Source organism: Phycisphaeraceae bacterium (assembly GCA_019636655.1).
GTDB lineage: Bacteria > Planctomycetota > Phycisphaerae > Phycisphaerales > UBA1924 > JAHBXB01.
In genome coordinates this window covers 390,010-409,991 of sequence record JAHBXB010000002.1, presented here as the reverse complement: position 1 = coordinate 409,991, position 19,982 = coordinate 390,010, and the positions used below count along the sequence as shown (strand labels likewise).

19 protein-coding genes are annotated in these 19,982 nt (G+C 70.2%); 14 read left to right on the top strand and 5 right to left on the bottom strand.

From position 1 onward, the window contains the following. The first annotated feature begins 10 nt into the window (after positions 1–10). The 3 genes from KF745_07165 to KF745_07155 all read left to right on the top strand — a co-directional run bounded on the left by KF745_07165 (position 11) and on the right by KF745_07155 (position 3,234). Positions 11–853 (top strand): hypothetical protein, encoded by an 843-nt coding sequence (locus tag KF745_07165; GenBank protein MBX3358191.1) that lies wholly within the window; start codon positions 11–13, stop codon positions 851–853. A gap of 65 nt (positions 854–918) precedes the next feature. Then, positions 919–1,428, top strand: a complete 510-nt coding sequence (locus KF745_07160) for a DUF456 domain-containing protein (protein MBX3358190.1) — start codon at positions 919–921, stop codon at positions 1,426–1,428. A gap of 264 nt (positions 1,429–1,692) precedes the next feature. Then, the gene (locus tag KF745_07155; GenBank protein MBX3358189.1) at positions 1,693–3,234 is read left to right on the top strand and encodes a PhoH family protein; all 1,542 of its coding nucleotides are present in this window, start codon (positions 1,693–1,695) and stop codon (positions 3,232–3,234) included. An 18-nt stretch (positions 3,235–3,252) separates the two neighbouring features. Here the strand turns inward: KF745_07155 and KF745_07150 are convergent, their stop codons facing one another. After that, positions 3,253–4,527 carry a hypothetical protein gene (locus KF745_07150; GenBank protein ID MBX3358188.1) on the bottom strand — a complete coding sequence of 425 codons (1,275 nt, stop codon included), beginning with the start codon at positions 4,525–4,527 and terminating at the stop codon, positions 3,253–3,255. Positions 4,528–4,567: 40 nt separating this feature from the next. Then, positions 4,568–5,308 carry a 16S rRNA (uracil(1498)-N(3))-methyltransferase gene (locus KF745_07145; protein ID MBX3358187.1) on the bottom strand — a complete coding sequence of 247 codons (741 nt, stop codon included), beginning with the start codon at positions 5,306–5,308 and terminating at the stop codon, positions 4,568–4,570. 162 nt (positions 5,309–5,470) lie between these two features. Here KF745_07145 and KF745_07140 point away from each other — a divergent pair, with 162 nt between their 5' ends. Then, a complete protein-coding gene (locus tag KF745_07140) occupies positions 5,471–6,349 on the top strand; it encodes a hypothetical protein (GenBank protein ID MBX3358186.1) in 879 nt (292 codons plus the stop codon). Between the two features lie 375 nt (positions 6,350–6,724). On the opposite strand, the gene tdh is transcribed toward KF745_07140, so the two are convergent. Further along, a complete protein-coding gene (gene tdh, locus KF745_07135; protein MBX3358185.1) occupies positions 6,725–7,807 on the bottom strand; it encodes an L-threonine 3-dehydrogenase in 1,083 nt (360 codons plus the stop codon). Positions 7,808–7,942: 135 nt separating this feature from the next. Here tdh and KF745_07130 point away from each other — a divergent pair, with 135 nt between their 5' ends. The 10 genes from KF745_07130 to KF745_07085 all read left to right on the top strand — a co-directional run bounded on the left by KF745_07130 (position 7,943) and on the right by KF745_07085 (position 18,727). Next, entirely contained in the window at positions 7,943–9,145 is a 1,203-nt protein-coding gene (locus KF745_07130) for a type II secretion system F family protein (GenBank protein ID MBX3358184.1), read from the top strand. 145 nt (positions 9,146–9,290) lie between these two features. Then, positions 9,291–9,725, top strand: a complete 435-nt coding sequence (gspG, locus tag KF745_07125; protein MBX3358183.1) for a type II secretion system major pseudopilin GspG — start codon at positions 9,291–9,293, stop codon at positions 9,723–9,725. Positions 9,726–9,769: 44 nt separating this feature from the next. After that, positions 9,770–10,423, top strand: coding sequence for a hypothetical protein (locus tag KF745_07120; GenBank protein ID MBX3358182.1), 654 nt, complete (start codon positions 9,770–9,772; stop codon positions 10,421–10,423). Further along, positions 10,420–11,670 (top strand): hypothetical protein, encoded by a 1,251-nt coding sequence (locus tag KF745_07115; protein ID MBX3358181.1) that lies wholly within the window; start codon positions 10,420–10,422, stop codon positions 11,668–11,670. Before KF745_07120 ends, KF745_07115 begins: the two co-directional genes overlap by 4 nt. Then, complete coding sequence (locus KF745_07110; GenBank protein MBX3358180.1) at positions 11,667–12,467, top strand: hypothetical protein; 801 nt, start codon at positions 11,667–11,669, stop codon at positions 12,465–12,467. Before KF745_07115 ends, KF745_07110 begins: the two co-directional genes overlap by 4 nt. Positions 12,468–12,519: 52 nt before the next feature. Then, positions 12,520–13,335 carry a hypothetical protein gene (locus KF745_07105; protein MBX3358179.1) on the top strand — a complete coding sequence of 272 codons (816 nt, stop codon included), beginning with the start codon at positions 12,520–12,522 and terminating at the stop codon, positions 13,333–13,335. Then, a complete protein-coding gene (locus tag KF745_07100; GenBank protein MBX3358178.1) occupies positions 13,332–15,050 on the top strand; it encodes a hypothetical protein in 1,719 nt (572 codons plus the stop codon). Before KF745_07105 ends, KF745_07100 begins: the two co-directional genes overlap by 4 nt. After that, complete coding sequence (locus KF745_07095; protein ID MBX3358177.1) at positions 15,047–15,652, top strand: hypothetical protein; 606 nt, start codon at positions 15,047–15,049, stop codon at positions 15,650–15,652. Before KF745_07100 ends, KF745_07095 begins: the two co-directional genes overlap by 4 nt. 3 nt (positions 15,653–15,655) lie before the next feature. Further along, positions 15,656–16,297, top strand: coding sequence for a tetratricopeptide repeat protein (locus tag KF745_07090; protein ID MBX3358176.1), 642 nt, complete (start codon positions 15,656–15,658; stop codon positions 16,295–16,297). Positions 16,298–16,423: 126 nt separating this feature from the next. Further along, complete coding sequence (locus KF745_07085) at positions 16,424–18,727, top strand: hypothetical protein (protein MBX3358175.1); 2,304 nt, start codon at positions 16,424–16,426, stop codon at positions 18,725–18,727. Here KF745_07085 and KF745_07080 read toward each other — a convergent pair. Next, positions 18,702–19,202 (bottom strand): hypothetical protein, encoded by a 501-nt coding sequence (locus tag KF745_07080; GenBank protein MBX3358174.1) that lies wholly within the window; start codon positions 19,200–19,202, stop codon positions 18,702–18,704. The two genes, KF745_07085 and KF745_07080, sit on opposite strands and share 26 nt — an antisense overlap. A gap of 173 nt (positions 19,203–19,375) precedes the next feature. Further along, positions 19,376–19,813 carry a helix-turn-helix transcriptional regulator gene (locus tag KF745_07075; GenBank protein ID MBX3358173.1) on the bottom strand — a complete coding sequence of 146 codons (438 nt, stop codon included), beginning with the start codon at positions 19,811–19,813 and terminating at the stop codon, positions 19,376–19,378. Positions 19,814–19,982 lie beyond the last annotated feature (169 nt).

Sequence of the window (19,982 nt, the reverse complement as noted above, 5' to 3'; positions counted from 1 at the left end):
CTCTCCCTGCATGGATACGCCCGACACGACGCCAGACCCCGCTCTCGACCCGGCCCCGCCGGTCACCGTCACCCGCCTCAACAGCCACTGGCTGATGAAGATGGCGATCTTCTTCATCGTCCTGGTCGGCCTCGGTAGTTGGGGGCTCTACGACGCCACCATCGCCTACCCGGCCCGCGGCCAGGCGGACGCCTCTTACCAGCTCAAGGAATACCTCGCCGCCGCGAAGACCGCCGGACGCCTCTCCCAGACCCGCGTTACCGACCCGGTAACCGACCTCGCCGACCTCCAGAAGCGCCGCGCCGAGTTCACCTCCGCCGCGCGCGACACCGCCACGGGCAACGGCCGGATCGCCGCCATGGAACTCGCCAAGCTCCAGTGGCTCGAGTCCCTCTCGCGCGTCTGGGCCCTCGACTCGGCGACCGCCCGCATCACCGACCCCGAGAAGCAACTCGCCGAGCTCACCGCCGAGTGGAACACCCGCGGGGCTCCCAAGCCGCTCAGCGGCCTTGACATGTTCTTCCAGTGGCTCTTCGTCGCCATCGGTGGCGTCGGTGCCGCATGGGTCGCCCTGGTCGTTCTCTGGGCGGGCACCATGAAGTTCCGCTTCGATCCGGCCACGCTCCGACTCACACTCCCCGGCGCCGGCACCCCGACCATCGCCCCCGCCGACATCAAGGAGTTCGACAAGCGCAAGTGGCACAAGTTCTTCGTGACCCTCAACCTCAAGGACGGCCGGCAGGTCAAGCTCGACCTTCTCCGCTACACCCCCCTCGAAGACTGGATCCTCCAGATGGAACGCGCCGCGTTCCCCGAATCCGGCGCCGAGGCCGCCGAACCCGCCACCGCCTGAACCTCGCGCCGGTCGAATCCCCCGCCGGGCAAGCCCCGCCGCCCCATTCCCAATAAGACCGCTCGATGACCATCCTCATCGGCTTCATCATGCTCCTGGTGACCCTGTTGGGCGCCGCGCTGACCACGCTCACGCTCCCCGGCATCTGGTTCATCGTGCTCGCGGCGATCCTCTGCCAGTGGTGGCAGGACGGCGGTCTCTATTCCTGGTGGACCATCGGCGCCGCCGCGACCCTCGGCCTCGTCGCCGAGGTGCTCGAGGTCGCGGCCTCCGCCGCGGGCGCCTCCGCCGCGGGCGGCACCCGACGCGGCGCCATCGGATCGATCGCCGGCGCCCTCCTCGGCGCCATCGCCGGCTCCTTCGTGTTCCCGGTTGTGGGCACCATCGTCGGCGGTGCCGTCGGCGCCGGCCTGGGCGCGATCGCCTGCGAGCGTCACGCCGGCGCCATGACCTGGACCGGGTCCGCCAGGGTGGGCGCCGGCGCGGCGACAGGCCGCCTCGTCGCCACCCTCCTCAAGGTCGGCTTTGCGATCGTGATTGGAATCATCCTCACCACAGCCGCGTTCATCCCCTGAGCCTCACCCACACATGCCCACTCTTCACCGGACCTTGATCTCGCCGCCCGCTGGCTATCGGTCCCGCGAGCACTCCGGAACCCTGATCCGTTCCCAAGAGATCGCCGAATAGGTATCCTGTCCCCACCGGCGGAGAACCGCCGCCGGGCGTATCGCAGCGGGGGGAGGGGAGGGGGTGAGTGGAGGTGGGGGGGTCGGACGCGGTGGTCCGGTGCGAGGAACGCACCCGTGGGCCGCGCCCGGTCGATGGAGTGCCCCGCGATCATGCCAGACACGACCGCCCCGCAGACCCCCGGATCCACGCGCCACCAGCCCTCGCGGCGGGCGTCGGCCCCGGCGGCGAACCCCGTCGCGCACCTCACCGATGACACCGACGACGGCGTCATCAAGCACTTCGTGCTCGACACCAACATCCTCCTGCATAACCCCAACGCCCTCTTCGTCTTCCAGGAGCACGAGGTCGTCATCCCCTTCGCCGTCATCGAGGAACTCGACAAGCTCAAGCGGCAGAACGACGACATCGGCCGTAACGCCCGCGAGTGCATCCGCCACCTCGACCGTCTCCGCACCCTCGGCCGGCTCGCCGACGGCGTCCGCTGGGGCGACACCAGCCCCACCGTCGGCCAGGCCGCCAGCGGCGGCCGCACCGGCACCGTCCGCATCGACGTCGGCGAGCACGCCCGGCCCACCGTCATCGGCGAGGACACCGCCGACAACCGCATCATCGCGGTCGCCTGGGCTCTCCACTCCGGCCAGTCCACCGCCGCGCGCTCCGGCCCCGGCGTGCGCACCGTCTTCGTCTCCAAGGACCTCAACGCCCGCATCAAGTCCGATGCCCTGGGCATCCGCACCGAGGACTTCGAGAACCAGAAGGTCGACGCCGAGCGCCTCTACACCGGCTTCCTCAACCTCGACCTCCCCGGCGATCTCATCGACGAGCTCTACAGCCAGCGCATGCTCGCGCTGGACCGCCTGAACGCCGGCTTCATCGACGGCGAGCCCGCCGAGGGCCTCGAGGTTGCCGCCAACCAGTTCCTCGTCATGCGCGACATCGAGGACGAGGGCCACACCGGCCTGGCCCGCCGCCTCGCCGACACCGACCATCTCATCCCCGTCACCGCCCCCCGCAAGCCCACCTTCGGCATCATGCCCCGCAACGTCCAGCAGACCATGGCCATGGACCTGCTCCTCGACGACGAGATCAAGATGATCACCCTGCTTGGCACCGCCGGCACGGGCAAGACGCTCATCGCCGTCGCCGCCGGCATGGCCAAGGTCTTCAACGAGGAACGCTACGACAAGCTCCTCGTCGCCCGCCCCATCATGCCCATGGGCCGCGATATCGGCTACCTCCCCGGCGACAAGGACGAGAAGCTCACCGCCTGGATGCAGCCCATCTTCGACAACCTCGACTACCTCCTCTCCAACCGCGGCTCCCCCATGCAGTCCGCCGAGAGCCACTCCACCGAGCAGCGCATCCAGAAACTCCTCGCCGACGGCAAGGTCGTCCTCGAGCCCCTCACCTACATCCGCGGCCGCTCCATCCCCCACCAGTTCATGATCGTCGACGAGGCCCAGAACCTCACCCCGCACGAAGTCAAGACCATCATCTCCCGCGTCGGCGAGGGCACCAAGGTCGTCCTTACCGGCGACATCGGCCAGATCGACAACCCCTACCTCGACCAGTCCTCCAACGGCCTCTCCTACGTCGTCGAGCGCATGAAGGGCATCGGCCTGGTCGGCCACGTCACGCTCACCAAGTCCGAGCGCAGCGAACTCGCCAGCCTCGCGGCGAGGATGCTGTAGGCGGCGTCGATCCGCGCCCTACTCCGCCGCCGCCCCCAGCGCCGTCAGCGCGTACGCCGTGATCAGAACCGGGTCCCCCTCCATCCACCGGTTGTTCACGCTCTTGAACGACCCATCCTCGTTCTGCAACTCCGCCAGCCGGTCGATCAGGTCGTGCCGCCAGTTCCGCGGCTCCGCGCTCCCGCCCCCGTCCCCCTTCGGCGCCGACGCGACGATCGCCTCCTCGCCCCACGCTGACAGCGCCCGGCTGAACATCACGAAGTAGTAGTACATCCCCTCCATCCCCACGCCCGGATTCTCCGCCAGCGTGTAGTTGTCCTTGATCCACCCCAGCGCCTCCACCACCCGCTTGTCGTTCCGCGCCAGGTTCGCGTACAGGTAACTCTTGAACCCCACGTACGTGATCGACCCGTACGCCCGCAGCCGGCTCACCTTCGTTCCATCATCCATCGTCTCCTCGATCACCGCCGCCTTCGACTCGCCCGACCCCACCTTGTCCTTGTTCTCGCTCGTCGAGTAGATGAACCCGCCCTGTGTCGACCCCTTCGCGTACTCCTGGTCGTTCACGTCCCCGCTCATCTGGCACCGCTCCAGGAACACCAGCGCCCGCTGGAACGCCTTGTCCTCCGCGGCGACGCCCGAATCGTGCAGCGCCTGCAGCATGAACCCCAGGTTCGACATGTCCGGCCGACCGCCGCCGCCATACCCGATCCCGCCGTAGTACGGGTTCGTCCTCGTCACCGGCTTGCTCGCCTCCGGCCCGCCCACCGCCGGGTCGGAGTCCTCGCTGTACTGCAGCCGCCGCAGAAAGTCCTGCGCCGGCTTGATCGCCGCCTTTGCCTGCGGTGTGTTCACTTTCGCCAGCGCCGACAGCGAGATCGACGTGTTGTAACTCGGCATCACCCGGTCGTAGATCCCCCCGTCCGCCTGCTGGAAGTTCAGCAGGTACTTGGCCCCTGACATCACCGCCGCGTCGTCCCGCGCCACCGCCGGGTCGAGCAGCATCCCGTTGACGACCAGCCCCGTGATCGCCGGCAGGTGCGGCTTCTTCCCATCTGCCGGCGGCACATTCCATCCGCCGCTGGCCCCGTCCTGTGTGCTCCGCAGGTACGCCACCGCCTTGTCCATCATCGCCCGCGCCTTGGCCCGGTGCGCCGCATCAAGCCCGCTCCCCGTGGCTGCCGCGTCCGCCGCGCCGCCCGCCGCGGGCTTCTCCGGCTGACCTGTCGCGCCGAGCACGATCGATCCCACCGCCATCGACGCGACCAGCCCGATCAGCACGCGACGTCCCATGCCATGCTCCTTTGCCGCCACGCCGCCACCCATCACATTGTTAGCGCGCCGCCCCGCCTGCCGCATTCAGCACCACCGCCGCGCCTGCCGCCGCCGCCGTCTCGATCCGCATCACGTGCGGCCCGAACCGCGCGATCCGTGCCCCGGCCTCCCGCGCCGCGAGAAGTTCAGACTCCGTAAATCCTCCTTCGGGCCCCACCACCAGGCGCACCTCCCTCGCCGCGACACCCTCGTACGCATCCCCAGATGCGTCCGCCACCACCACCTCCACTCCCTCCCGTCCCCGCAGCGCCTCCTCAAGCCCTCGCTCCGCTCCCACCTCCATCACCCACGCCCGCCCGCACTGCTTCATCGCCTCCAGCGCGATCCGCTCCAGACGCGCCAACTTTGTCTCCCCCGGCTTCACCACGCTCCGCGCCATCCTCACAGGCACCCACGCGGCGGCCCCGACCTGGCTCAGCAACTCCACCATCTCATCCACGCGCCCACCCTTCGGCGCCGCCGTCCACACCTCCACCCGGGGCGACACCGCCGACTCCCTCCTCACCCGGCCCACCCGCACCGCCACCGCCGGCTCCCGCTCGCTCTTTCGCCCCCCGCGCCCCGCATCGGCCTGCTCAACGACCCCCGAGGCAACCATCCCCCGCCCATCCATCAACTCCACCGCCTCCCCCTCGTCCACCCGCTTCACCCGCGCAGCGTGCCTCGCCTCCTCGCCCGTCACGATCACCAGCGCCCCCTCCGCCACACCCGCATCACCATCAACAATCATCCGGTGCATCGCCAAGCCGCTCCCTGGGAGTAATCGGACCCTCGCGCCGAGCATAACCCGCCACGGACCATCTCCGCCCATCCTCCTCGCCACACCGCTCTTGAGTGCGATTCTCGCATCGTCGATGATCTCGGAACACCGCCCCCTGCGGCCGCCCACGCGCCCCACCTGATGAACCAGACCGCCAAGCCAAACTCGGAATTGTCCAGCGACCTCGATGAGGCGGTCGGGTCCATGATCGCGCCGTCAGCCCCCGAGGCGCCCCCGGCCCCAGCGCCGGCAAGCCCCCCGGCCGCGGACACACCGCCCGCCGAACCCGCCCCCGAGGCCACGGCGCCCCAGCCAGCCGAACCCAAGGCCGCCGAGCCACAGGCCGCTGAGCCATCGTCCCCCGAGGGCACCTTCGCGCAGGCGTCGTCGATCCTCTCCGAGATCCAGTCCGAACTGCAGGCCGAGCCCGCGGCGTCAGCGCCCCCTCAGGCCGCCGATACTCAGCCCGCACCCACAACAGACGCCGGATCCATCGCCGAACTCGACGCCTCGCTCGCCGAACAAGCCGGCAAGGCCCTCGCCGAGGAGGATCAGACCCCCGCCCTCGCCAAGGCGGTCGCCACCAACCCACCGCCGACGCCCGCTCCTGCAACTCCGGCCGCGGCACCCGCCGCGCAGCCGGAGTCCCCAGCGCCCAAGCCCGAACCTCCGCCGCTGGCGCCACCGGCCGCACCACGCGGGCCCGGCATCGCCGTGAGGCTCCTCGCCCCGCTCGCCCTCCGCGCTGAACGGGTGTCGCCTTCGACTCGTCAGACCATCGCATGGTGCGCCTTCGTCACGTTCGTCACCGCGGCGGCGCTCTGGACGGTCGTCCTTATTCGCCCTGCACAGTCGGCCGCTCCGTCCACCCCAGCCAAGTCCGCCCCCGCCGGCCACGCCGACAAGAAGCACGGCGACTCCTCTGCTTCAGCCAAACACGGCGAAGCGAAGCACGCCGAACCCAAGTCCAAGCCGTCGGCCAAGCCCGCCGCCAAGTCAGCGCACGCCGGCGGCCACTGAGCCCCGGCAGCGCCCGCCCCAAAACAGCAAGGGGCGGGATGCGTCATGGCACCGCGCCCTTTGCGTCACCCCATTTGAAGCCAGACCACGCGCAGCCAACACCACCCGGCGTGAGAAACGCGCCGGTGCAACATCATCAGTGCCACGGCCATGGGGGCGGTCTGCCGCCGCGAGGGCTCTCTGTGCCCCGCGGCAAACCAAGTGCAATGTCCGGAAACTCCACACTCCTCGGCCGGGTCTCCCCGGCGGAGAGAGTTGAACGGCAAGCACACCCGGTGTCAAGCCCGGACACGCAAACCCCGCATGATCACGCGTTTCCCATGGGCTCCCGCGCCGAACACGCGCAACCCATCCAAGTCGCGTCCGCGACCTGACTTACTCGCCGATCGACAGGACCACCTTGATCCCCTCGCCGCTCTGCATCAGCGAGAACCCCTTCGCAAAGTCCGCCATCGGGATCTCGTGCGTGATGATCTCATCCAGCCGCAGCCGCCCGCTCAGCAGCAGCGCCTCCATCTGGTACCACGTCTCGAACATCTTGCGTCCGTTGATCCCCAGCACCGTCGCGCCCTTGAACACCACGTGGTTGTTCAGGTCGAACGTGATCGGCCTCGACGGGATCCCCAACAGCGCCGCCGTCCCGCCCATCCGCAGCGCCGTGAACCCCGCGTCGATCGCCGCCGGCGCCCCGCTCATCTCCAGCAGCACGTCCGGCCCATCGCCGCGGCACTGGCTCCGCACATCCTGGATCCACCCCGCATCGCGCGCGTCGTACGCCTCGGCGGCTCCCAGCCGCTTGGCCAAAGCCAGCCGCTTCGCGTCCACATCGGTGCAGAAGATCCGGCTCGCCCCCGCCGCCTTCGCCACGCCCACCGCCATCAGCCCGATGATTCCCACCCCCGTCACCAGCACCGACTTCGCGCTCACCCCCGCCGCCATCACCGTGTGCACCGCGTTCCCCAGGGGATCGAGCACCGCCGCGACCGTGTCCGGGATCCGCGGATCCACCGGCCAGACGTTCTCCTCAGGGACGCACACGTACTCCGCGAAGCACCCGTCGCGGTCCACCCCGAGGATCACCATCCCACTCGCGATGTGCGCGTTCCCCGTCCTCGCGTTGTACCCCACGCCCGGCGAGATGTGCCCCTCGGCGCTCACCCGCTCCCCGGCCTTCACCCGCGTCACCGCGCTCCCCACCCGCTCGACGACTCCCACGAACTCGTGCCCCGTGATGATCCCCACCGGGATCCGCCCCGCCGCCCACGCGTCCCACTCCCAGATGTGCCGGTCCGTTCCGCAGATCCCCGCCTTCTTCACCCGGATCAGCACCTCCCTCGGCCCCGGCTCGGGCACCGGACGCTGCATCATCTGCAACTCCGGACCCGCATGGTGCTTCACCAGGCTCCTCATGGTGCGGGCTGACGCGGCCGTCGTTGTCGTCGGGGATACCGTGGTCACGGATCGGGTTCCAGTGGCAGTGGCGCTCATGCGTTTCTTCTTCTCACGTAAACGAATCTCGTCCGGTCGAGCCGAAGGATAGTGCGATCCTCCCCCCTGCAATCGCCCGCCCCGTCGAACGTAGGATCCGTGTCAATGACCCGCATCGCCGGACCATCCTCCTTCCTCTATATCGCCGTCCGCGCCGGGGGGCGCCGCAAGTTCGGAGTCCGGCAGGCCCGCTCCGCCTCCGCTCTCGCTGAGTCCCTCCGGCGCGAATCGCTCATGCTCATGAAGTGGTGGCGACTCCCCGCCTGGGCCGGACAGGATTCGCGCCTCACCCTCAAGGACCACGAGGCCCTCAACGAGCAACTCGCCCAACTCCTCTCCCGAGGCGTCCCCCTCGTCGAGGCCCTCGAGGTCACCGCCTCAGCCGTCCGCCCCTCCGCCAAGGGCCGCATCGACCGCATGAAGGACCTTGTCGCCTCCGGCTCCTCCTTCGGCGACGCCTGCAAGGCCGTCGGCGGCTTCGACGATGTCACCATCGCCGTCTACCGCGGCGCCGAACGCACCGGCGACCTGGCCGGCGCCGCCAAGCGTCTCGGCGAGACCGCCCGCCGCCAGCTCGCGGTCTCCGGCAAGGCCGCCACGCTCATGATCTACCCTTCGATCGTCCTCTCGATCAGCATCCTTATCGCTACCGGCATGCTCATCGGCGTCGTGCCGCTCCTTGGTTCGAGGCTCTCCGAGATGGGCATCAAGCTCCCCCTCTACTCCAAGATCGTGATGGCCACCGGCACCTGGATGCAGGAGAACCTCACGCTGCTCGGCCTCCTGGCCGCGGGCGCGATCGTCGCGGTGCTGGTGCTCCGGGCCCGCGTCGGGGCCCTTATCGCCAAGGTCGTCCGCACCCTCCCCCTGATCCGCGAGGTCATCCTCGCGCAGGAGGCCGCCCGCTTCTTCTCGACCATGGCCGCGATGGTCCGCTCGGGCGTCCAGATCGCCGAGGCCCTGGGCGTCGCCAACCAGGCCGTGCAGCACCCCAAACTCCGCGCACAGCTCGAACGCCTCCGCACCCGGCTGATCTCCGGCGGGCTCCTCCGCACACTGATCGAAGAGGTCGACGCCCTCCCCCTTGCCACCCGCCGCCTGCTGATCGCCTCCGAACGCTCCGGCGATCTCGAGAACGCCTTCTCCACCCTCGCCGGCGACATGGCCGACGAGGTCGATCGACGCTCCACCCGCCTCCTCGCCGCCCTGGAGCCCATCATGATCGTGATGATGTTCCTCATCATCGGGTCGCTCCTGGTCTCAATTCTCCTTCCCCTCCTCACCCTCAAGATCACCCCTGGCGGCTGAGAACGCCCACCGCTGCGCAACGGCACCCGAACAGCCCCTGTAAGGCAAGATCGCCCCGCGATCCGAAATATCATCTGGCTCGTACCGTTTGTCAGGGTGGGGACCAGACCCACCGACAATCCCGCACCCCAAAGGAGGGCGCTCCATGCCCGCACCGCTGTCATCTGCCCGCACCCCGCTCCGAACCACCGCTCTCCGACGCGGCTTTACCCTGCTGGAGATGATGCTCGTCGTCGTCATCATCGGTCTGCTCGCGACGGTCGTGATCTACAACATCGCCGGCCAGAGCACGGCTGCCCTTGAGGGTGTCACCAAGACCCGCATCGCGCAGATCAAGTCCGCTCTCGATCAGTATTACAGCCGCAACGGCGACTATCCCTCCTCGGGCCAGTTGCTCCTGCTCACCCAGGGGTCAGCCCCGATCCTTGAGAAGATCCCCACCGACGGCTGGAAGCGCCCCTTTATCTACCTCAAGCCCGGCCAGGAGCAGGGCAAGGACTACTCCCTCTACAGCGCCGGCAAGGACGGCCAGCCCGGCACCAATGACGACGTCAACGTCTGGTTCCTCGACAAGGAGTAGCCCCTCCCTCTTCCTCCCCTCACACCGCCCACCGGGATCCCCGCATGCACGCTGCCGCCGGCGGAGCCGGCCTCGCCAACCCGACCGCCCTCCGCCGTGCACGCCCGGGGCGCAGCGCCCGCGCCTTCTCGCTGCTCGAGGTCACTCTGGCGATCGCCCTGCTCGCCTTCGTCGCCATCGCGATGACCGGCACCGTCACGCTCATCAGCCGCCTTCGCGCCGACGACCGCCAGCGCGCCGGCGGCTACGAACTCGCCAACCGGCTCATCGTCATGTACCTCGACGATGACACCTCCATCAACTCCCTCGGCAAGACCGTCGAGTACCTCGGCTTCCGCTACAAGTGGGAACTCGACGAGGACACCGTGACCATGCGCGTCAAGCCCACCGAGGCGACCGCGCGCGTCGAGCAGACCCTCGGTTACAACCGCTTCAAGCGCATCACGTTCCGCATCTTCGCGGTCGACGAGGCCAAGTCGCAGAACGGCCGCTTCGCCGTCGCTGGCGACCAGGTCGCCTCCCTCTCCCGCCTCTACGACCCCATGGCCATCATGTCCCGCAACCCCGACTCATGGGACTACACCGTCACCGGAAAGCCCGGCGGGCTGACCGACTTCATCACCCGCATCACCGCCGGCGCCGCCGCGAGGGCCGCGCAGCCGCAGCCCGCGCCAGCCACCGGAGGCGCCCCCAAGTGACCCCGGTCCGCCGCCCATCCCGCAGCGCCCGCGCGTTCACCCTCCTCGAGGTCATGCTCACAGCGGTCCTCGGCGTCCTCTTCATGCTCGCGGCCCTCGGCATGTTCAGCCTCATCTCCCAGCAGGATTCCCGTCAGCGGGTCCACGTCGAGGAGACGGTCGAACTCTCCCGCACCCAGGAGGCCATGGAGCGGGCCTTCCAGATGCTGATCCTCTCCGACAGCGCCGGCGCCCGCCCGGGCAGCACGTCGGCGACGGGCAGCACGACCGCGGCCGCGAACGGCTCGACCCCCGCGGCATCCGGCGGCTCCGCATCATCGCCGAACTCGTCAACGCTGTCCGTAGCAACCAGCGCCACGCTCGCGTCCGGCGGCGCCAACGGCGCTTCCTCCACCGGATCTGCCAAGACAGACTCCTCCGCGGCCCCAAACCGCACCGACGCCGCGACCGCCGCACTCGTGACCACCGAGTCCGCCGGCGCACGCCCGATCACGCCCCCCGCCGCGCCACGCCTCCTGCTCGAGTCCGATCCGGCCCAGGGCATGCGGATGTGGACCCTCGCCAGCGGCGATCAGCCCGTGCAGCGACTCGAGGTCGCGGTCCGCGCCGCTCCCGCGTTCGCCAAGGCCCCGGACGATGCGCCGGCCCGCCGGCGCGCCCCCGAGCCGAAGCGCACCGGTCTTTCGCCGGACACCAGCGATACCACCAACGCCGCGCCCCAGGAGTGGGAGATCGCCGACGGCGTCCGCGGCGCCTTCGAACTGACTCGCGATGAGCCCCAGCGCGGCGACACGCGCCCCACATGGATCCTCTGGTGGCGCCCCATCGCCTCCGCGGCGACCGCCGTGATCCCCGATGCGGCGCCCGCCGACTCCGACTCCCTCTCTGCGCCCCCGGCCCCAGAGCCGGTGGACATGGGCCGCGCCCGCCTCGCCTCGGGCCTGGTCGAGTGCCGGTGGGATGTCTACCGCAAGCGCGAGTGGCTCTCCGAGGCGAGCGCGACCTCCTCGCAGGAACTCCCCGCCTACGTCCGCCTGAAGGTCCAGACCCGCTCGGGCACGCGGCACGAATGGCTCTTCGAGGTCGGCTGGAGCACCGGGGCCGAGCCCGGAACGGTCGTGATGCGGCGCGGCTCCACCGCGCCCCCGCCGACGCTCCGCGATGTCCCGGTCACAGGCACTCCTACCCCCGCCGCGGGCGCCGCGCAGTCCACGACCGCCACCGGCGCCACAGGGAGCAAGCAATGACCCGCCGCCGCCACCACAGCCGCCGCGCCTTCGCCTTACCACTGGTGATGCTCCTGGCGCTGCTCTGCGGCATCACCGCGGCGATCCTGCTCGAACTTCAATCCTCCGCCCGCTTGGCCGTGGACAACCAGGTCCGCGTCTACCGGCGTCACCACACCTCGCTCGGCATCCGGGAACTGGTCGCCGACTGGATCCGCAGCACCGCCGGCGACATCCCCAAGAGCCTCGACGACGACGGCCGGGCCTTCGACCTCGAAGCCGGATCCGCCAACTACACCGTCTACCTCACCGATGCGCAGGGCACCGCCCTTCGCGATCCCACCGCCCGCGGCGGCTCGGGCGGCAACATCGTCCGCGAGGTCGCCCGCCTGCTCACCGATGCCGATTCCGGCGGCGAGCCCCTGTTCCGAACCGCAGGCCCTCCCGCGATCAGCGTCAACTCCGCGCCGCGTCAGGTCCTCGAGGCCGTCGCCACCGCAGCGGGCGCCCCGCGGCGGGCCGTCCCGTTCGCGAACGAGATCATGCAGAAGCGGGTGGACCGCCGCCTCGTCGCGACCGACCTGGCCGACGCCGCGCGTGACGCCGGGCTGACCAACGAACAGACCGGGCGCATCTTGTCCATGCTGACCGTGACCCCGGAGTTGTACCGGATCGAGGTCCGCGCGACGCGGCGCGGCTCCTCGACCGAGCAGTCGCTGCAGGGGGGCCTTGTCCAGTTCCCGCCCACGTCCTCGTCCCCCGGCGCCTCGAGCGTCGTCATCATTTCCTGGGAGGATCTCCCCCAAGACGGTCGATGACCGATCTTGGTCGGCACCGCTCAGCCCCCGTATTGTCCCACCGGAGGATCCGATGGCCGTTGACCGAGAGACCGCACGCAAGCGCACGATCTGGGCCCGTGGCGGCGTTCTCGCGCTCCTGATGGCGGCCGCCGCGGTCGCCGCGATCCCGGTCCGGGCCACCCTCCCGCAGCGAGCGGCGGCGTCGATCGACGAGCCGCCGGTCAGCCCGACGGTCGACCACCCGCTCGACGTGCTCACCATTGTCTCGGTGCTGGAGGAGATGAACCCCAGCCCGATCGCCCAGGCGGATGTCGTGCCCCCGCCGACCCCCGAGGGCGAACACCCGGTGGTCGCGGCGGCGCCCGCGGCCGACTCCAAGGACTGGAAGTACGTCGGGTCCATTGTGGGTCCGCGCCGTTCCCACGCGATGATCGTCGTCAACGGCACGCAGGAACTGGTGGCGGAGGGGAACGAACTGGGCGGCATCCGGCTGCTGAGCGTGGCGGCGGACCACGTGATGGTCGACGACGGCTCCGGGCCGCGGGCGATCCACCTGGCCAAGGTGGAGCGCACCTGGCCCGACGCCCGGACGGGGCGGGTCCCGCGACCGAACCCGGCCGCGGCGTCCACGCCTGGCGGCTCGCCCCCGCCGCGGGCCCAGATCCCCGGGTACGACACGCTGCCCGAGGAGGAGCGGGAGCGGATCGAGGCCTTCGAGCGAGACGAGGCGCGCAACCGGCAGAACGCGGCCACCGGCGCGGTCGCGCCGCCGTCCCGGGCGGCGCCGTCGGCCACCGACCAGAGCGGCACGGGGTCCAAGCGCGCGGTGCCGGTGACGCCCGGCGCTGCCGGCGCCGGCGCCAAGTCCGGCGGGAGTCCCCATTGAGCGGGATCGTCTGCTACCTCCAGCGCGATGCGGGCGGGTCTCTGATCCAGCGCGTCAGGCTTGTCGGCCCCGGACTGGACCGGTCGTGGATCGGCGATGCCGGGTCCTCGTCGGCGCCGATCAACCCCGGCGCGGCGCTGGGCGCCGCGCGCGCCGCGGCGCGGTGGGTCGCGGAACAACTCGGGCGGTCGCGGCGGGAACTGGCGTGCGTGAGCATCGATTCGGAGGGCGGGCTGTGCATGTGGGTGTCGTCGCCGAGCGCGGACCCGGCGATCCTCGCCGCCGCGATGATGACCTCGGAGACCGCCTCGCTCGACGAGGGGGACAATGGGTCGCGGTCCGAGGGGAGCCCGCTCGCGGTCGCCGCGACGGGGGTCGGGCTGGAGCGGTCGCTGCAGGCGCTGGACTCGACGACGGTCCGGGCCCGGCCGTCGCGCCGGGGCGCTGGGGAGGAGCGGCGGCGTCTGGCCGTGCTCTCGGTGCCCGATGCGCCGGTGCGGGTGTTCCTGGACGAACTTGATTCGCTCAAGGTGGAGGTCCGCGCGGTCGGAAGCCTGTGGCACGCGATGTCGCTGGCGTGGGACCCATCGGCCAACCGGGGTCCGGCGGCGCACGATCTGCAGCGGGCGCTGGAGCGGGAGGCGGCCCAGAGTTCGCCGGTGACGGCGGTGGTGCTCATGGCGCAGCCGGGGCGGCTCATCTGGTCGTGGTCGGTCGGCGGCGACCTGCTCGCGGGGGGCACGATCCGGCTGCGGTCGATCGACCTTGCCGAGCCCGAGGAGACCGCGGAGCCGGAGGATCTGGGCTCGACGCGCCGGCTTCCGTCGGCGGTCGCAGAGGACTCCAAGCGGGCGCTGGTCTGCACGCGGACCGATATCGGACGGCTGACGACGGACTGGCTCGCCTGGGCCTCGCAGATCGGGCGTTCGCCGGCGCGGATCATCCTGGTCGGGCCCGACACGGCGAGCGATCCACTGGCCGATCCGGGCGCATTCGAGCCCGACCCGGTCGAGATGCTCGTGGGCGCCTGGCACGGGGCGCCCGTGGATGCCCGACGCAGCGAGGACCCGGTGGGCGACACGCTGGCGCGCCTCGCCCAGCGGCCCGACGACGACTCGATCGCGTCGGACCCGCGGGTCGCGATGGTCGAGTTGTCGCGCCGGCCCGGGCGTCCGCACCGGCGCATGTACCGGTGGATGGCGCTGGCGACGCTCGCGCTCAGCGGGTTGATCGGCGTGCTGGGATGGCGGCTCTCGACGGAGGCGGCGCGGGTCGATTCGCACGCCGACGATGCCCAGGCTGAGATCATGCAGTCGATGGCGGAGTTCGCGACGGACATCCCGGGGATCCTGCAGGCCCCGGACCCGGTGGCGATGCTGCGGTCGAAGATCAACGAACTCAAGCGGTCGCGCACGACGATCGAACACGAGCCGCCGATCCTGGCGGAGTTCCAGCGGGTGATGGACGCGATCGCGGGGCACGAGGGGGTCAAGCTGGAGCAGTTGACGTTTCACGCGGTCACTCCCGGGTCGGTGCTGATCAGCCTGCCGGAGGCGGACGCCTCGGCGGGGTCGTCGATCCTGCTGCAGTTGCGGCAGTCGACGGGCGTGATGTCGTGGCGCGGCGAATCGGCGGGCAGCCCGGGGACGGCGCGCCGGCAGTACCGGTTCGACGGGACCTGGCCGACGCGCCGGCGAGAGGGGGCGGGATCATGACCGGTGCGCCGCAGTCTCCCCTGGGGCCGACGATGGACGAGGCGCGGCTCGAGATGGCGATGGCCGCGGAGTCGACGCGCCGGTCGAACCAGCCGCGGTACCTCGTGTTCGCATCGGTGTGCGCGCTGCTGCTGGCGGGCGGGTACGCGTCGCTGAAGTGGCAGTCGCTGAGCGCGGCGCGGTGGCGCGCCGAGGGCGTGGTGGGGCAGGCGTCGAACGTCGGGGGGCTGGTGGACGAGTACCACCGGCTGACCTCCTCGGCGAGCCGCGAGCTGAACGCGCCCGATCCCGAGATCCTCTCGAAGCTCGAGCAGCTCGGGGAGCAGGTCGGGCTGCCGAAGCGACCGGCCCTGAACATCACCGAGCGAGAGGACCGCACGCGCCAGCACGGGGAGGGGAACAAGAAGCTGTACACGATCGCCATCTCCGGGGCGCACGCGCAGCCCCTGATCGCGTGGCTCACGAAGGCGACGGGCGAGAACCCGGTCGGGCTCACCGGTCTGGAGACGCAGAAACTGGAGCTGCGGCCGGCAACCGGGGCGGAGTCCGCGGGGAAGTGGAACGCCGACATCATCCTGTCCCGTCTGGAACGGGGGAGTTAGTTCATGACCGACCGCACCTGCACACGCCGGACCTGGACCCTGCCGCTCCTGCTGACGATGGGCGCGGCGGCGCTCGCCGGGTGCAGCAACACGAAGCAGCAGTTCATCGATCCGCCCAACTACTCCGAGATGTCGGCCCGCTTCGACAAGGCGAGGAGCCTGGCATTCGCGGCGCAGACGGCGGAGAAGAACAACAAGCCCGACGAGGCGATCTCGCTGTACCGCCAGTCGCTGGAGCAGTACCGCGAGATGCCCATGGTGTGGAACAACATGGGGGCGCTGCTGCTGGCCAAGGGCGAGGGGATGGAGGCGGCGTCGGCGTTCCGCATGGCGGGCGACTTGTCCCCCAAGGACCCCAGGCCGATGTTCAACCTGGGGGTGCTGTGGGAGCAGCGGGGCTACGCGGACGAGGCGGCGCGGTACTACACGCTGGCGCTGGACCGGGACGAGAACTACCTCGATGCGCTGCGGTACTCGATCCGGCTGGACACGCACATCCTGCTGCGGACTAACGACGTGACGGCCCGGCGGCTGCAGCGGGCGCTGCTGCTGGAGACCGACCCCAAGTGGCGGGAGTTCTTCCTGCGGGAGAAGTCGCGGATCGACGCGAAGATGGCCGCGGACGGCGGAAACCTCGCACAATGAGCGGCAGGGTGTAGACTTTTGGAGTGTCCGACGTCCACCGACGGTCGGACTGCGCCCCTGGGCTTCCGAGGTTCGTAGAACATTCGGGACACTTGGGGCGTAATCGGACCGATGCAGGAGTCTGAAATGCCGAAGTCCAACCCCGCCCGCCATCTCTGCGTCGCCGCCGGCGCGCTGCTGTCGCTGACGTGCCTTGCTCACGCGCAGGACTCGGTGATCACGACCGGGGGCCTTCCGGGGGATGCCCTGGACGCCTACCGAACGAGCGTGCCGTCGATGCAGGAGAAGGACTTCGTAGTCGACCTGCAGACGGTCACGTCGTCGTGGGGCGGCAAGTACGCGATCGGGCCGATCCTCAAGTCGTCGCGTTCGACGAGCACGGGGATCGTGTACTTCAATCATCTCATCGGGGCGCAGGCGGCATCGAACGTCTTCGGATACGGGCCGATCATCCGGCCGACGTACCAGGCGTGGCGGACGGCGGGGCAGGGGGTCAACACGCAGTTCAACAGCACGCCGACTGACGACGGGACGGGCAACTACGGCACGCTGAGCACGGCGGGGCTGCGCGTGTTCCGGTTCGGCGCGGCGATGATGGAGTTCGGCGGGGGGCCGGACACGGTGTTCGGGAACAGCGACGATGAGAACAACATCATCACCGGGGTGGTGGGGGTCGCGGTGCGGCGGCCGACGCGCCTGTACGTGTCGAGGTTCGTGGCGCTGAGCAACCGGCCCTCGACAGCCGCGGGCAACATCGCAACGGCGTCGATGGGGCTGGGCGGGGTGGACGACGACGGCAACGTGCACGTGCTGGCGGACAGCCAGGGGCTGATCAGTTCCTCCCGCCTGCTGAACAAGAACCTGGTGCGGGTGAACTCGGCGCTGCGGGACCTGACCAAGGTGAACCAGTTGCTGCAGGGCGGGTCGAACGCCACGGCGGCGGACGGGCCGGCGACGCAGGTCGTGCTGGAGACGGCGGCGAACTCGTCGACGACGCTGTCGACCCCGACGATCATCCCCAGCTCGGTGGCGGGACGGCCGGTGATGCTCGCGGCGGACTTCGCCTCGAACATGGTGTACGAGCCGACGGCGGGGACCACCGCGACGACGCGGGATCACCTCCCCGCGCCGACGGGGTCGGTGCGCGGGACGATGACGTTCGCCGCGACGATCTTCCCGCGGCTGGCGAACGGGACCAACGACGCCGGCACGGGGGCCGCGCTGTCGAGGACCGACAACAACACAACCACCCGGGGGATCTGCCTGTTCGCGGTGAACAAGGATGGGACGGTGGACAGCCAGCAGCGCATCAGCCTGCCGCTGTCGAGTTCGCAGATCGTGGACCCGACGGACGGGTACTCGCCGGGGGCGACGTTTGCGCCGATCTCGGCGCACGAGTTCACGCACTACCAGAGCCAGGTGGCGTTCCGCGGCGGGAACGGCCAGGCGGCGATCACGGTGCTGCCCGGGGGCGACCTGCTGGCGGCGGCGACGGTGGCCGCGACGGGCGGGGGCGGGTCGCTGCCGCAGAGTCAGGACAACTACATCGCGGTGGCGCGGGTGAGCGCGGCGACGGGCGACGTGGCGTGGACGGTGGCGGCGCACACGGGCGGCGCCTCGGGGTCCGCTGGCGGGCTGAGCAAGGCGATCCGCGGCGACTTCGGGCTGGACGGGGTTCCGGGGACGGGCGACACGGGAGAGGGGGACGGGATCGTGGATGCGACGCCGATTGGGCGTCTGGCGCTGCGGTCGGAGGTGTTCCCGGGCTCGTCGAGCGGGCCGTCGATCTCGGCGCCGGCGATGGACCGGGCGGGGAACCTGTACTTCCTGTCGACGGTGGCGCTGAACACGACGGGCGGTCCGCTGGCGAACAAGACGGTGGCGCTGCTGCGTGCGAACTACAACCCGGGCACGGGCGGGTACGCGTTGGAGATGCTGTACAAGACTGGGGACGTGGTGTTCGGGCTGAACGGGCGCCGCAACTACCAGGTGCAGTTCATGGGCCTGGCGGACAGCGACTCGGCGGACTCCGGGGCGGTGTGGTCGGGGAACATCGTGCAGGACGCGTTCCCCGGGGCGAACCCGGCGAGCGCGCCGTTTGGATCCAACGCGACGTTGGGCGCGCTGGTGTTCCGGGCGAAGATCGTGTACGACTTCAACGGTGACGGGCAGTATGTGGATCCCTCCGCGCCGGGGGGTTCGGGATCGGACCAGGCGTACAACGTGCTCATGGCGCTGGTGCCCTTCTTCAAGCCGGGCGACTTCGACCGGAACGGCTCGGTCGACCCATCGGATATCGCCGCGTTCATCAACACGTGGTTCGCGGCCCTCTCCGGGGGCACATCGCCCACGGCGGATTGGGACGGGAACGGATCGGTTGAACCGTCGGACATCGCGACGTTCATCAACGACTGGCTGGCGAGCCTGTAGCGGGGCGGCCGGATGAAGGCGGCGCCGCGCGGTCGAGGCGGGAGAGCGTTCCTGCGCGCTGGGTGAGTTGGAGCGATTCGCCGGGGAGTGACGCACGGAGCGGATCGAGGCGGTTGGCGATGAGGTCGGCCAGGGATTGAGTCGGGTGTGGAGTGGGCCGTGCGCGCGGCGGCTCCGCGGCGGGGGCGGGCAGATCGCGCGGGTCGGGAGAATCGGGGGCGGGGGACCGGGGGTTGGTCGGCTTGAGATCGGCGGGCTTGGGCGGGGCGGGCGCGGGCTCGAACTCGGAGTCAGAATCGAAGATGTCGTCGTCGATGGCGAGGATCGCCTCGGCGGCGAGCCGGGCTTCGCGCGGGTTGGTGGTGTCGGCCGCGAGGCGGGTAAGGGATTCGAGGGCGGCGCGGCGGGCGTCGTGCAGTTGGCGGGTGCGCGGGGCGGGTGCGGATTCGCGAGGGTGGGCGGCTGGTGCGTTCATTGAGAGATTCCCCCTTCGTTGGGCAGCGCGAGCGGCGCGACGGCGCCGAGCGCGGGTGCTCCGGACGAGGTGGAAGATAGTGCGGGTTGCGGGCGGTGCAAGCGCGGGGGCGCGCACCATCGCGATTTGGCGCACAGATGCGCTCGCGCGATGAAGATTCCCTGCGATCGCGGTCAGGCCTGGGTGTCGGCGGGCGTGGGCATGTAGGTCTGGGCCCACTCGCAGAGCGACTTGAGCGCCGGCTTGAGTTCAAGGGCGGCGGGGGTCGCGGAGTACTCCACGCTCGGGGGCACGGTCGGGTGAACGCGGCGGACGACCAGGCCGTGGTGCTCCAGGCGGCGGAGTTGCTGGGAGAGGACCTTCTGCGACACACCCTGGAGTTCGCGCTGCAGGGCGCTGAAGCGGACGGGACCGTTCTGGAGGTGGTGCAGGATCAGGATGGCCCACTTGGAAGCGATGACTTCCAGGGCTCGCTGCACCGGGCACTGCTGCTGCTTGGCGCGCGGCGCATCGACCTTGGCGACGGCCGCGGGCGGCGCTGCGGGGGTGGCGAGTGGGGAGGGCGGTGGGGCTGGGAGTTTGGCGGCACGCAAAGGGGCTGCACGGATCATGAAGAGATTGTATGGAGCACAACCCGCCGCGTTGCATCAAGAATGCGTGAGCCGGGGAAGGGGCTGATCGGCTGATCTGAGGGCACTGTTCGAGTCACGGCAGGGCAAAGACTGAGGGTGATATCCAGAATTCGGGACGTGTGCCGCGAGGCGCGAGTGTTTGGCGCAG

Bases quoted from the DNA above. Each gene is read 5' to 3' on its own strand.
- KF745_07130 (MBX3358184.1), top strand. From the start codon at position 7,943: ATGACCCGCATCGCCGGACCATCCTCCTTCCTCTATATCGCCGTCCGC.
- KF745_07165 (MBX3358191.1), top strand. From the start codon at position 11: ATGGATACGCCCGACACGACGCCAGACCCCGCTCTCGACCCGGCCCCG.
- KF745_07090 (MBX3358176.1), top strand. From the start codon at position 15,656: ATGACCGACCGCACCTGCACACGCCGGACCTGGACCCTGCCGCTCCTG.
- KF745_07150 (MBX3358188.1), bottom strand. From the start codon at position 4,527: ATGGGACGTCGCGTGCTGATCGGGCTGGTCGCGTCGATGGCGGTGGGA.
- KF745_07120 (MBX3358182.1), top strand. From the start codon at position 9,770: ATGCACGCTGCCGCCGGCGGAGCCGGCCTCGCCAACCCGACCGCCCTC.
- KF745_07110 (MBX3358180.1), top strand. From the start codon at position 11,667: ATGACCCGCCGCCGCCACCACAGCCGCCGCGCCTTCGCCTTACCACTG.
- KF745_07145 (MBX3358187.1), bottom strand. From the start codon at position 5,308: ATGCACCGGATGATTGTTGATGGTGATGCGGGTGTGGCGGAGGGGGCG.
- KF745_07155 (MBX3358189.1), top strand. From the start codon at position 1,693: ATGCCAGACACGACCGCCCCGCAGACCCCCGGATCCACGCGCCACCAG.
- KF745_07095 (MBX3358177.1), top strand. From the start codon at position 15,047: ATGACCGGTGCGCCGCAGTCTCCCCTGGGGCCGACGATGGACGAGGCG.
- gspG (MBX3358183.1), top strand. From the start codon at position 9,291: ATGCCCGCACCGCTGTCATCTGCCCGCACCCCGCTCCGAACCACCGCT.
- KF745_07075 (MBX3358173.1), bottom strand. From the start codon at position 19,813: ATGATCCGTGCAGCCCCTTTGCGTGCCGCCAAACTCCCAGCCCCACCG.
- KF745_07140 (MBX3358186.1), top strand. From the start codon at position 5,471: ATGAACCAGACCGCCAAGCCAAACTCGGAATTGTCCAGCGACCTCGAT.
- KF745_07085 (MBX3358175.1), top strand. From the start codon at position 16,424: ATGCCGAAGTCCAACCCCGCCCGCCATCTCTGCGTCGCCGCCGGCGCG.
- KF745_07160 (MBX3358190.1), top strand. From the start codon at position 919: ATGACCATCCTCATCGGCTTCATCATGCTCCTGGTGACCCTGTTGGGC.
- KF745_07105 (MBX3358179.1), top strand. From the start codon at position 12,520: ATGGCCGTTGACCGAGAGACCGCACGCAAGCGCACGATCTGGGCCCGT.
- KF745_07080 (MBX3358174.1), bottom strand. From the start codon at position 19,202: ATGAACGCACCAGCCGCCCACCCTCGCGAATCCGCACCCGCCCCGCGC.